This window comes from Leptotrichia sp. oral taxon 221, assembly GCF_018128245.1.
GTDB lineage: Bacteria > Fusobacteriota > Fusobacteriia > Fusobacteriales > Leptotrichiaceae > JABCPH02.
Genome location: NZ_CP072378.1, coordinates 1,279,815 through 1,292,991 on the forward strand (window position 1 = coordinate 1,279,815; position 13,177 = coordinate 1,292,991).

Here is a 13,177-nt window from a genome sequence, read left to right on the forward strand (position 1 = left end):
ACTAAATTAATGAATCAAAGAGTTCCTCCAGCTCCGTCATTTCCCTTTGAGACAAATCATACCCTGACTTCAATTTTTTCAATAACGGATTATCTTCTCCTAGCGAACTCCTCTCCAATATTTTAATTACTAATTTTTTATAAAATTCCATTTTTTACTCCTCTTTTTTCTTTTTCATAAATTCCAAGTCATCAAATGTCAACTGGACAATATTCGTTTTAGTTATTGAACTTAATTGAACTCCAATTAATCTAACTTCATTCTTTTTCTCTAAAGATCTAAAACTTTCAATCGCCATATCAGCAATTTGTTTATAATCATTCGTTGCATTTTTTAGTCTCTTTGCCTTTGTATGTGTAACAAAATTAGAATACCTTATTTTTAATGTAACCGTTTTTATAAATTCTTTTTTCTCTTTTAATTTCTCACTCAATATTTTCGATTGCTTTCTCAATTCATCTTCCAATTCAAGAACATCATTAATTGAATGGTTAAAAGTCACTTCTCTTCCATACGACTGCCTTTTCCTAGCATTATTAATTTCAGAAAAATGCAACCCTCTAACCACATTATACAAAAACTCTCCCTTTACATTACCAAATTTATTTATCAAATCAAATTTATCAAAGCCATGTAAATCTTTTCCATTCTCAACTTTAAACATTTTCAATGTTTCTCGAGTTTTCTTTCCAATTCCTGGAATTATACCTAATTCCTTGTCTTTCAAATATTCTACAAACTGCTCTCTATCCCAAAAAATAAAATATCCATTCGGTTTATTGATATCACTTGCAATTTTAGCACTAACCTTGTTAAAACCTATCCCAACAGAACAAGTTAATCCCACATTTTTAAAAATATATTCTTTAAATTTCCTAACAAACTTTTCTATATTATTATTTTTTATAAACTCAGTAATATCAATATATCCTTCATCCACCGAAGTAAATTCATACTTATCCGTAAATCTTTTTATTAATTTTTGAATTTCTTTTCCAATTCTAAAATATTTCTCTTTATCAATTCTAACTAAAGTCAAATTTGGACATAATCTTTTTGCTTCCACTACAGACATTGCAGATTTCACACCATATTTTCTCGCTTCATAACTTGCTGTCGTCACCACTCCATACCCAACAGCTATTGGTATTCCTCGTAACCTAGGATTATCCCTCTGCTCCACTGATGCAAAAAAAGCATCCATATCATAATGCAAATATATTTTTTTATTCATCTCATTCAATCCACAATTTTAATATGTACTCAATGTCGGTAAAATCATATTAAATTCACCATTTTCAATTTTATATTTATATGTAGCCATATTCGCTAATTCCAAACTATGTGTAACAATTATTATCGCTTGATTTTCTTCTTTACTAATCTTTTTAAATAACTCATTTATCACATTACTAGTTTCTGTATCCAAATTCCCTGTTGGTTCATCAGCCAATATCATTTCAGGATTATTAATCATCGCCCTAGCAATTGCCACTCTTTGTTTTTCTCCACCAGACAATTCATTTGGCTTATGATTTATCCTGTGACCTAAATCTACCATTTTTAACAATTCTTTCGCTCTTTTTTTAGCCTTATCTTTTGTCATACTTTTATTAACTAACGCTGGCATCATAACATTTTCAAGTGCTGTAAATTCATTAAGCAAATAATGAAATTGAAATACAAATCCTATTTTTCTATTTCTCAAAATATTTTTTAATTTTTCATCCTTCATATTCACTTTTTTCTCATCAATAAAAACATCTCCACTTGTCGGAACATCAAGTAACCCAAGTATATTCAATAATGAAGTTTTCCCACTTCCAGATTTCCCCTGAATTGACACAAAATCTCCACTGTTAAATGTTAAATTTATATTTTTTAACACATGAATTTCTTCTGCCTTCGTTTTATATGTTTTACTCACATTCTTCAATTCTAAAATCTTTTTATTCATATTTCAATGCCTCCACAGGTTTCATTTTTGCAGCTCTAGACGCTGGATAAATTGTAGAAATAAAAACTATAAAGAAAGTTACAATATATATTGTTGAGATTTCTCCTGAAGAAATATACAATGGTAATTCATCTAAATAATAATATCTTCCGGATGCCATATATATTTTAAATAATTCTTTTAATAGAATTAACACTAATGGTGAAAAAATCATTGAAAATACTATTCCTGAAACTCCAATAATTAACCCTTCTATCGTGAATATTTTTCTAATATTAGAATTTGTATATCCAATTGATTTTAAAATTCCAATATCTTTAATTTTTTCTCTAACAATCATATTCAAAATAACCGACACGGCAAATGAAGCAACTAATAACAACAAACTTAATATTGCAATTAACACATATTTTTCAAATTGAACCGCATGTAATAAATTTTCATTTAATTTTTTCCAAGTTATCGCACCAAAATCTTTACTTGGCAAATTTGCTCTAACTTCTTCAAAAACTTTATCTACCTTTTGAGGATTCGCAGTTATAATTCCAACTTCTGTAGCAACTTCTCCTCTTTCACTCATAATTTGCATTGTTTTCAAAGGTACCACAACTAAATTTGAATCATAATCCAAAAAACCTGTTTTAAAAATCCCCCTTACAATCAATTTTACTTCTTTATTTTCAGCAGAAACTAGACTTATCTCTTGACCTACTTTCGCATTCATTTCCTTCGATAATTCTTCCCCAATTAACACTGAATTTAATTCAGAAATATTATTATTCCCATTCAAAATTCTTAATTTTAAATCCTTTTTTACATTCTCAGCTGTCATTCCTTTTGCAAGAACTCCCTTTGCAAATCCCTTGTATTTCAAGATCGACTGACTATTAATTTGAGGAATAACTGCTGTTACCTCTTTTATTCCCTTTGTACTGTCAATCACGCTATTATAATTTTCAAAAAAAGCATCTTTTCTACTTTTTACCAAAATATGTGGACTCATAGTCAAAAGGGTATTTATCATATTTTTATTCAATCCATTAGAAATCGTAAGCGATACAACAAATACTGTAACTGCAATTCCTACTCCTAAAATAGAAAAAATACTTTGAAATTTTCTCTCAACAACATGTCTCCAAGCTATAAAAAACTCTACCATCTTTGTCTTAGATTCTCCCTTCTATCATTTTTTATTTTTATCTTACATCATCAGACATTTCCGATGTGACATTATAATTTCTCATTAAATCTTCTTTTTGTGCCTCAACTTTTGCTCTATCCAACACAATTTCATCACCATTTTCTGTTTCCAATATCACAAATTCCGAATTCACTTTTCTCAATTTTTGAACAAAATCTTTGAAATTTTTATATTTCTCACCATTTATTTTCAAGATTATTACATTTTCCAATTCAGAATATCCTAAATTCACATCAAATGGCAACACACTTGTTAAAATAGCTAATTGATCATAATCTTTATAAGTGTCCTCTTTCTCATAAACAGGCGGTACTTCACCTTTCGATTCCTTCAACAATGTCAAATAATTGTTTGTTAATGGCTCAAAAACCAATCCCCCGTACACAAAATATGAAGGCGGTGTCTCAATTTTCACTTCAGTTACAACACTATATCTAATATTTTTACTATTCAACTTAACTGATCCAGTCATTTTTTTCTTATTTCTCACAATTTCATAACTTAACATATCTCCAAAATTCTTTTGTTGATTAATATAAGAAAAATCCGTTTTTTCATTAGGTCTAAATTCAACTGTTCCATCAGATTCAATCCATTTATTATCCAATTTCAATAAAACATCATTTTTTTGAAGAACCCCCTCAAAAGGTGAATTTTTAAATACTTTTTTTATCAACACACCTTTCGAATCATTAGGCAATCCCAACATTTTTCTATGTGCTACACTTTCAAGCGCACTCCACTGAATTCCTAACCTCGGAGGACCATCATAATTTTCATCCTTTATATCATTTAAAAAGTTTTTCAAAATATTCACTGGTATAAAATATCCAATATTATCAGCATTCGCAATACCTGCAAAAGCGACTCCTACTACTTTCCCATTATTTGTAACAGGACCTCCACTATTTCCACTATTTATTGCAGCATCCGTTTGCCCAATCAAAAATCTCTCATTTGTCAATGTATAGGTATTATGCTCCATTCTAGAAACTATCCCTTGCGTTGTACTCAACTTATCTCCACCTAAAGGATATCCATAAACAACTACTTTTTCCTGAATACTTGGCAAATTCCCTAAAGTCAACGATGTCGTCCCTTTAAAAAAATCTTTATCATCCACTTCAACTAAAGCTAAATCATACTCTTCCGACACAAATTTAACTTTAGCTTCATATTTTTTAGAATCTCCTTCTTTTCTTATCTGCAAAAATTTTGTATTTATTACTGCGTGTGCATTTGTAATAATTTTATTCCCATCAATTATAAAACCTGTCGCCGTAGAATTAAAACTCTGACCATATTGCCAAGGTGCACTATAATTGTATGATTGATGTGCCGCATAAACTTTTACTAATGCCTTAGTAACTGAACTTTCAGCAGAAAAAACAGTCATCACACACATAAAAAATCCCATTAGAATTATTTTTTTTATCTTCATTTTCCCTCCTATTTTCCTATATTTTTTTTCCATTCTCAAACTCAATTTTCGCACCTGATCTTTTTTCTACAAGTTTTAAAAATAATAACGGATTATCAATATTCAAAATAAATTTTATACTTTTTTTATCCTTTGTTATCACTTCCAAGACACGCTCAAATTTTTGTCCTTTTACTTTATCAATTTTTACAAAAAGAGCTTTCACATTAGATAATTTCACTCGTACTCTTGAATTAGCAATTTCATTTTTATCAACTGTTAGCTTGTATCCCACTAAAACTACCGTAGAAATAATAACGTAAAGTAATAAAATTACTCCTAAAATTATCTTTATTGCAGACATTTTTTCCAATCCCATAAACTGTTTATACAGCGAATAAACAGCAGTTCCCGTTAGTACTATAAAAAAAATAGACGATGAAATCATATATTTTTTACTTGCCCTAAAAGTATATTTATCAATTTCACCTTCTATTTTATAATCTTCAAAATTTTTTTCAAAAGTTGACATATCAAACAAATTTTCCATAATAAATCTCCTATAAAAACAAAGTTCTTTTTCAATTATTCTATTAGATTATTCAATGATTTTATAAGTTGTTTCCCCTTTCCTTTTTAAATTAAAAACTTCACGCGCTAATTTTTCTGTTTTATCACTATTATTAAGATTTTTTTGATTATCTTCCAAAGTCTTTTTTTTATTTTCATAAACAACTAATTGTTGCTTTACTTCATTTAATTCTTTTTTTACTTTCTCTTTTTTTTGATTTATATCATACATTTGAAAAGCAAACCACGCCAAAAGTAAAGCTACGAAAGCATTTAAACCAATAAATGTTTTTTTATTCATATTTCTCTTTTCTCTCCTTTTTTTCATTCAAAATTACTTTTACAAAATTCATAAAAATAGAACTTTAAAACTTTTAAATAATTAATTTTTATTATACTTAATATATTTCAGTGTATTTTTAACTTATTATTTTACTATTTAACTTTTCCTTTTATATTTTTTTCATTTTTTATTTTTTCAATCTCTTTAACAAAACTATCTAAATTATCAAATTTTTTATAAACTGATGCAAATCTAACATAAGCTACTTCATCCAAATCCAATAAATATGAAACAATTTTATCGCCTAACTGACTAGACTTAATCTCACCAGAAAATTTCGTCAAAATCTCTCTTTCTAATTTATCCAAAATTTCCTCAATCTTTTCCATATTTATATTTCTCTTTTCAAAAGCCCTAATTATCCCATTATAAACCTTTTCTCTTGAATATAGTTGCTTTTCTCCATTTTTCTTTATAACAAAAAGTGTCAAATCTACAACTTTCTCATGAGTCGTAAACCTTTTTTGACATTCTTCACACTCTCTACGTCTTTTTATCGAATTTCCATCCGAATAAGATCTACTATCAATAACTTTAGTATTATCACTACCACAATATGGACATTTCATATATTTTTAAACCTCTTCACTCTTAATTATTTCCATAATTTCTTCTTGAGTTTTAGCCTTTAATAAATTTTCTCTAAATTTATCTTCTTTTATCACTCTAGAAATTCTTGCTAGAACTCTCAAATATTCTTTTGTATCATCAACTGGACATAAGAACATAAAAATTATTTTCACTTTTTCTTTTTCGCCTTCTAGTGTACCATACTCAACACCATCTTTTGAAATTCCTATAGTTATGATTAACTCATCTACTGTTGTTGTTTTTGCATGGGGAACTGCTACTTCTTTCCCAATTCCTGTGGTACCCATTTCTTCTCTCGAAAAAATATCATTCAAACCTAATTCTGGATTTTTTATTACATTTGTTTCTTTTAAACCTTCATAAAGCTCTTTAATTACAGCATTTTTAGTTTTTCCTTTTAAATCTAAATTAATTGTTTGTACTTTAATGTAATCAGTAATGCTATTTGTCGACATTTATATTCCCTCCACAACGAATTTTTTTATTTCTAAATTTACTTGTAAATTTATATTTATATATTTTTCAAAAAAATATGTAATTCTCTTTAACGCTTTTGAATATTTTTTTAATTCATTTTGAATTTTTTCCAAATTATTAGAATTTTCCCCATTTATTTTTACTAGATTATCGTATACTTTTCCTAATCTTTCACCTAAAATTTCTTTCAATTCCATTTTATCGTAGATTCCATGCTCAATCATTATTCTACGTAAAAATGATACACCAATATAATATTTATATTCTTCTGTCATACTTTTAATTCCATCAATATAATCTAAAATTTCTAAAATTTTATCAAAAAATATATGATTTTCATAACTCAAATCATATATTTTCTCAACACTATCTAAAATATACAGTGCTATTTCTAATTTTTCAATATTTTTAGTTATATTATTAAAAACTTTTATAGTTTCTGTCTCATCAATAATGTGATAATTATTTTTTTCAGTTATTAACATTTCAACTATATTTAAAGGATTCAAAGAAGCAACATTCCTTTTTTTTGATTTTCTAATTCCATATGCCATTCCTACTAACTTCCCATATTCCTGACTAAAAATCGTTATTAGTAAATTTGCTTCTCCTACTTCCTTCTTTTTCAATATTAATCCTTTTACTTTTAATTTTTTCATAATTAATATTTTATAATCTTTCAATTAATTTTTCAATTTTCACAACCATATTTCAATCAAAAATATATGATTTTATTTCTATTTAAAATTAGATAAATAGTAAACCACTCTTGAATTACCATCTGTTACAAATATTTTTGTAGGATATGTATATTCTCCAACTTTTTTATAATCACTAAATCCAACAGTCACTCCACCACTTTTTATTGAAGTCAACCAGTTATTTGTGAAAACAAATGTATCGTTCCCTTTAGTTTGTGTTTTTTTAGAAGTTAATTTACTTAATTTATTGAATACACCTAAAATATCTGCTTCATCTTTTTGTATTTTTTGTTTAACTGTTTGTTTTAATGAAGGATAATATATAGTTTTACTATTTCCTGTAAAAGTGTATATTTCACCTTTGTTTACGCTTGGTGCAGTAATTTGTAACTTCATTGTACCATTATGATACGACATAATGTATCTTTTAGTTTTTTTCGATCCATTAATTGTTAACGATTCTGATACATTAGCTGTAAAATTTCTCTTTTCCCAAAAATCTTTAGAAAAAGAAAATACTGATATTAGTAAAAATATTGCTACTAATTTTTTTCCCATTGAAATCCTTTTTAATCCATTTAACATCCTTTATCACCTCTATAATTATTTGGTTAATTGTAATTTTAGCACATTTCAATTCATTTTCTCTTTAGTTTGTCTGTGATGTTTCTTTATTCTTTTTAAATTCTTCTTCAACACTCTTATTTATCTCTGTATTTAAAGTATTTGTACTCCATTTATACACTAATACACTTTGAATATCAAACACATTATATGCTGGTTTAAATCTCATTTCCTTCATTTTTTTAAATGCATTTATATCTCTAATTTTAAACGCTCCAATTTTTATACCTCTAGGAAAAATATCGCTCACTCCTGAAGTTTCTATATTGAATACTGTTTTATCATTTACATTTTCATTATAATTCAAGATTGAAAAAGTTCCGTTTCCATTTCCTCTTAAAATTTGCATATCTGTTCCATTTACAACTACACTCATTCTAGATTTTTTACTTGTCAATAACATAACTTCTGAATATTCATCATTTATTTTAGAAATTTTTCCAATTAGATAACCGTCATACATTACTGGTAAATTTAATGATAATCCTTGATTTTTACCTTTGTTTATGTATATTGTGTCTGAAGAACTTCCATTTTCAACTAAAGCTATATCTGCTGCAATATACTCAGATGGTTGTTTCGTTCTCATTTCCAACATTTGTCTTAATTTTTCATTTTCGATTTTTAAATTTGCTAATTCCATATTTTGAACTTTATTTTTTTGTAATTCAAAATCTCTTGTTTTATTTCTTTCCACATATTCATCTATATAACTTATATCATTCACTCTTGACTTAAATTTTAACGTCTGCTTATAAAGCATTCCTTTCATTTTAGCAAGCCTAAAATTGACTGCCTGTGTCATTCCATCTGCAAATTTAAAAGTCGATGCCAATCTATTTTTGAAAGCAAATAAAACTGTTATTAAAATTGCAATAATTAATACATTTCTACCTAGATTTTTTTTAGGAGATTTACCTATACCCATTCTTACTCAATATCCTCCATTTCTTATTTCTTAAATCACTTTTAGTTAGTATTATACTATATTTTTATCACTTTGTAAATGTAGAAACGACTTTAAACTGAGTTTTTTTTATTTTATTTTCTGAAAATATTCATTTGATATTTATCAACTTTTGTAGTAAAATAAATTGTATTGAAAATCAAATAATACATAACAAGATATTAAGATTATAAATAATAACTTTTTTGTTAGAAAGGCAGGAATAAATGAAAATAGGAATTGATAAAATTGGATTTGCAATGCCTAAATATTTTTTAGATATCGCAGATTTGGCAAAAGCTAGAAACATTAATGCTAATAAATATGTAAAAGGGCTTTTACAATTGGAAATGAGTATAGCACCAATTACTCAAGATATAGTTACTTTAGGTGCTACAGCTGCCTCGGAATTTTTGACTGAAGAAGATAAAAAAAATATTGATATGATAATAATCGGTACAGAATCTGGGATTGATCAAAGTAAATCAGCTTCTATTTTTATCCATAGTTTGCTGGGATTATCGCCATTTACGAGGGCTATTGAAGTGAAAGAGGCTTGTTATGGGGGAACAGCAGCTATTGCAATTGCTAAAAATCATGTGGCTTCTAATCCAGAATCATCTGTTCTTGTAATAACTAGTGATTTGGCAAAATATGGAATTGGGGCAACAGGAGAATCAACACAAGGAGCTGGTAGCTGTGCAATGCTTATAAAAAAAGATCCAAGCATCTTAATTTTAAATGACGACAATGTTTATCAAACTCGGGATATTATGGATTTTTGGCGTCCTAATTATTCAGATTTTCCTCATGTTGACGGACATTTCTCGACAAAACAATATTTAGATTGTTTAGAAACAACTTGGAATGAGTATTCTAAAAAATTTAATAAATCTTTAGACAATTTTGAAGCAATTTGTTTTCATTTACCTTTTCCAAAAATCGGTTTAAAAGGTTTAAATACAATAGTTCCAAAACAGGAAAATGAAAATTTAAAAGATAAATTAAATGAGAATTTCCATACTTCAATTATTTATAACCAAAAAGTAGGAAATATTTATACTGGCTCTCTTTATTTGAACTTACTTTCGCTTCTTGAAAACTCAAAATCTTTGTCTAGCGGTGATAATATTTTGATGTATAGTTATGGAAGTGGTGCTGTTTGTGAAATATTTAGTGTAACTTTGGTTGATGGTTTTGAGAAACGATTGCGTTCTGATAGAATGGAAGATTTTGATACTCGTGTTAAACTTTCTATTGAAGAATATGAAAAAATGTTTTTTGAGAAAATTGAGTTAGATGAAAATGGAAATTCTAGTTTTATTAATGATGATAATAGTTTGTTCTCGTTAGAAAAAATTGAAAATCATATGAGAATTTATAAAAAAAATAATTTTTAGGAGAAGAATTATGAAGAAAAAAAATTGGCTTGGATTTCAGAAAAAAACAAGACTTGAGCGTATTGATATGTTGAAGGAAAACGAAATTATTGACAGTGATTTTGAAAATTTATTAAAAGAAAATGAAAATCTATCTACTGAAATTGCTAGGCAAATGATTGAAAATAGTATTGGTACGTTTTCTTTACCATTTGGAGTAGCACCTAATTTTTTGATAAATGATGTTGAATATACTGTTCCTATGGTTACTGAAGAGCCTTCTGTAATTGCAGCTTGTAGTTTTGCAGCTAAACTTGTTTCAAAATCTGGAGGTTTTTCTACAAAAATTTTAGATAGAAAAATGATTGGTGAAATTGCTTTATTTGATGTTGAAAATTTTGATGTAGCAGCTGAAAAAATTCTAAATTCGAAAGAAGAAATAATAAAAGTTGCAAACGACGCTTACCCGTCAATTGTAGCACGTGGTGGTGGTGCTTGTGAAATCGAAGTTAAGAAACTTGAAGAAGGAAATACTTCTTTTTTGGTCGTTTATTTGACTATCGATGTAAAAGAAGCAATGGGTGCAAATATTATAAATACTATGTTAGAAGCGATTAAACCTTTACTTGAAGAAATTACTCACTCAAAATCTTTAATGGCAATTTTATCAAATTATGCTACAAAATCATTGGTTAAGGCAAATTGTGAATTGGATGTTAAATTGCTTGGTGGAAGTGAAGTTGCTAAAAAAATAGATTTGGCGAGTAAATTTGCTAAAATGGATATTTATCGTGCGACTACACATAATAAAGGGATTTTTAATGGTATTGATGCTGTCGTGATTGCTACAGGAAACGATTGGAGAGCTATTGAAGCTGCTGGAAATGCTTATGCTGTAAAAAATGAACGATATGAAGGACTTACAACTTGGACTTTCGATGAAAATACAAACAAATTAAATGGAGAACTTATTTTACCGATGCCTGTTGCAAGTGTTGGCGGTTCTATTGGGCTAAATCCTTCTGTTAAAGCGGCTTTTCATATTTTGAATAATCCTGATGCAAAAACTTTAGCAAGTATTATCGTTTCTGTTGGATTAGCACAGAATTTGGCTGCTCTTAAAGCATTAGTTACGACTGGTATTCAGAAGGGGCATATGAAGCTTCAGGCTCGTTCTCTTGCTCTTTTTGCTGGGGCTAATGCTGATGAAGTAGATCCGCTTGTAGAGGAACTTTTGAAGGTTAGGCATATGAATTTAGGTGTGGCGAAGGAATTGTTGGAGGAATTGAGAAAAAAATAAAGATTTTATATATTTTATTAAATATGAGAGTGTAACAATTTTTGTGTAATATAGAATAAAAAAGTTCTGAATTTAATGGATTTATTTATTAGTTTACACGAAATTATGGACACTCTCCAATTACTTGATATCTTTTAGTTCTTTTTCCATTTTTTATTAAATACTATATTAATAAAAATTTTAATCCAAGAGTTTTACTTTACCTTTTTTCAATCTCTCCAGTTTCTAAAATTCTAAGCCCATTCCCCTCAGGAAAATCTTGATTACTCAAAGCAATTATTCTCTTTGTAGCGGAATTTTCACTATCTATTTTCACTTTTGGAACACCTTTTTCTTGCTTCACTGATATAATTTTACCACTAATGAAATTACCATTATTGTCAAGTTTTATTTTGAATATAGGTGCGATTCCACTGATTCCTGATAAAGTTATATTTCCAAATGTGGCAAAATTTCCAGCACTGTAGGAGATAAATTTATTTTTATAAATTTCTATTGCACGTGTTACATGAGGGCCTTGTCCAAAAACTATATCAGCACCTGAATCTACAGCATTTCTAGCGAATTTAAAAACATTTCCTCTATTTTCATCATGAAAAATTTCATTATTTCGGGTAATATGTTCGTGATCCTTGCCTTCAGCACCACCGTGAAAATAGACTACAACAATATTTGTCTTACTTTTCAAAGATTTAATTAATTTTGAAGCATATTCATAATCATTTATATCTACTGTTTTTGAATTTGGTGCAAATGAGACAAATCCATATTTTATACCATTTTTTTCTAATATTGAATATTCTATTTTATCTTTAATTCCTGAATATTTAATTCCTAGTCCATCAAGATTTTTCATCGTTTCTGATATTCCAGTTTCACCAAAATCGTTGCTATGATTATTCGCTAAACTCAAATAGTCAAAACCAGTATTCTTTAAATACTCTCCATATTTTGATGGCATTCTAAAAACATAACAAACTGATGGATTATCGCAAGTTTTCGCATCTCCACCCTTATCAAACAATGTTCCTTCCAAATTTCCAGTTGTTATATCCGCATCTCTTAAAATCCCTTCAACATTTTGTAAAATGTTTGTATTTGGCAATAATTCCTCACTTGGATAATTACTTCCTAACATAATATCTCCAACACCAATAATCGAAATTTCTTTTTTCATTTCTTCTTTTTTTATTTTTCTCGTATTTTTATTATTTGAATTACTATTTTCAAATTGACCACAACTAAAATTTAAACTCAATATGAAAATTAAAATCAAATATTTCTGTAATTTTCTCAAATTTCCTCCAAAATTTTAATATTTTTTTCTCTATTCCTTTATTCTTTCTCAAATTTTACTTCAAATTCTTTTCCAAAAAATGCAATTCCAATTTTCAAAATTCTCTCAACACCAGCATTTTTCAAAACTGAAATATATTCTTTCTCATCAATTTGATTTAATGCAACTTCACATTCTTTTTCAAGTTTCTCTTTTAATTTATCTCCACTAAACTTTTGATCTGAATTTGCATTCACAATTTTCAATTCAAAAATAATTCCTTCTCTTCCTTCCAAAACATTTTTAGGTTTCAAAAGTAAATCATATCGACCTTTTCCAGCAAAGCCATTCGATGTAATTTCTCTTTCCTTTTTTTCATAATAATCCCCTCT

General features: G+C 27.8%; 15 protein-coding genes and 1 pseudogene. 2 read left to right on the plus strand and 14 right to left on the minus strand.

Annotated elements, in window-relative coordinates:
- Position 1: 1 nt before the first annotated feature.
- From J4863_RS05700 to mreC, 12 genes are all read right to left on the minus strand, one after another.
- A complete protein-coding gene (locus J4863_RS05700) occupies positions 2-151 on the minus strand; it encodes a hypothetical protein (protein ID WP_211617836.1) in 150 nt (49 codons plus the stop codon).
- A gap of 3 nt (positions 152-154) precedes the next feature.
- Entirely contained in the window at positions 155-1,234 is a 1,080-nt protein-coding gene (gene dinB, locus J4863_RS05705; RefSeq protein WP_211617837.1) for a DNA polymerase IV, read from the minus strand.
- Positions 1,235-1,252: 18 nt separating this feature from the next.
- Positions 1,253-1,957 carry an ABC transporter ATP-binding protein gene (locus tag J4863_RS05710; RefSeq protein WP_211617838.1) on the minus strand — a complete coding sequence of 235 codons (705 nt, stop codon included), beginning with the start codon at positions 1,955-1,957 and terminating at the stop codon, positions 1,253-1,255.
- A complete protein-coding gene (locus J4863_RS05715; protein WP_211617839.1) occupies positions 1,950-3,116 on the minus strand; it encodes an ABC transporter permease in 1,167 nt (388 codons plus the stop codon). The genes J4863_RS05710 and J4863_RS05715 overlap by 8 nt, the downstream gene beginning before the upstream one ends.
- Positions 3,117-3,153: 37 nt before the next feature.
- On the minus strand, positions 3,154-4,599 hold the full coding sequence (locus J4863_RS05720) for a serine protease (RefSeq protein ID WP_211617840.1): 1,446 nt from the start codon (positions 4,597-4,599) through the stop codon (positions 3,154-3,156).
- 16 nt (positions 4,600-4,615) lie between these two features.
- Positions 4,616-5,128: a hypothetical protein gene (locus J4863_RS05725; protein ID WP_211617841.1), complete on the minus strand. Its 513-nt coding sequence runs from the start codon at positions 5,126-5,128 to the stop codon at positions 4,616-4,618.
- Between the two features lie 48 nt (positions 5,129-5,176).
- Positions 5,177-5,449, minus strand: coding sequence for a septum formation initiator family protein (locus J4863_RS05730; RefSeq protein ID WP_211617842.1), 273 nt, complete (start codon positions 5,447-5,449; stop codon positions 5,177-5,179).
- A gap of 134 nt (positions 5,450-5,583) precedes the next feature.
- Complete coding sequence (gene nrdR / locus J4863_RS05735; RefSeq protein ID WP_211617843.1) at positions 5,584-6,060, minus strand: transcriptional regulator NrdR; 477 nt, start codon at positions 6,058-6,060, stop codon at positions 5,584-5,586.
- Positions 6,061-6,066: 6 nt separating this feature from the next.
- Positions 6,067-6,537, minus strand: coding sequence for a PTS sugar transporter subunit IIA (locus J4863_RS05740; RefSeq protein WP_211617844.1), 471 nt, complete (start codon positions 6,535-6,537; stop codon positions 6,067-6,069).
- Positions 6,538-7,218 (minus strand): DNA repair protein RecO, encoded by a 681-nt coding sequence (gene recO / locus J4863_RS05745; protein ID WP_211617845.1) that lies wholly within the window; start codon positions 7,216-7,218, stop codon positions 6,538-6,540.
- 78 nt (positions 7,219-7,296) lie between these two features.
- Positions 7,297-7,818 carry a hypothetical protein gene (locus J4863_RS05750; protein ID WP_249111478.1) on the minus strand — a complete coding sequence of 174 codons (522 nt, stop codon included), beginning with the start codon at positions 7,816-7,818 and terminating at the stop codon, positions 7,297-7,299.
- A 91-nt stretch (positions 7,819-7,909) separates the two neighbouring features.
- A complete protein-coding gene (gene mreC / locus J4863_RS05755; protein WP_211617847.1) occupies positions 7,910-8,812 on the minus strand; it encodes a rod shape-determining protein MreC in 903 nt (300 codons plus the stop codon).
- A gap of 245 nt (positions 8,813-9,057) precedes the next feature.
- Here mreC and J4863_RS05760 point away from each other — a divergent pair, with 245 nt between their 5' ends.
- Positions 9,058-10,230, plus strand: coding sequence for a hydroxymethylglutaryl-CoA synthase (locus J4863_RS05760; RefSeq protein ID WP_211617848.1), 1,173 nt, complete (start codon positions 9,058-9,060; stop codon positions 10,228-10,230).
- Between the two features lie 10 nt (positions 10,231-10,240).
- Entirely contained in the window at positions 10,241-11,509 is a 1,269-nt protein-coding gene (locus J4863_RS05765) for a hydroxymethylglutaryl-CoA reductase, degradative (RefSeq protein WP_211617849.1), read from the plus strand.
- 199 nt (positions 11,510-11,708) lie between these two features.
- On the opposite strand, the gene J4863_RS05770 is transcribed toward J4863_RS05765, so the two are convergent.
- Together J4863_RS05770 and J4863_RS05775 are read right to left on the minus strand one after the other, a co-directional pair.
- The gene (locus J4863_RS05770) at positions 11,709-12,806 is read right to left on the minus strand and encodes a CapA family protein (protein WP_249111479.1); all 1,098 of its coding nucleotides are present in this window, start codon (positions 12,804-12,806) and stop codon (positions 11,709-11,711) included.
- A gap of 38 nt (positions 12,807-12,844) precedes the next feature.
- A pseudogene (locus J4863_RS05775) lies at positions 12,845-13,159 on the minus strand (PD-(D/E)XK nuclease domain-containing protein); the annotation flags it as partial.
- Positions 13,160-13,177 lie beyond the last annotated feature (18 nt).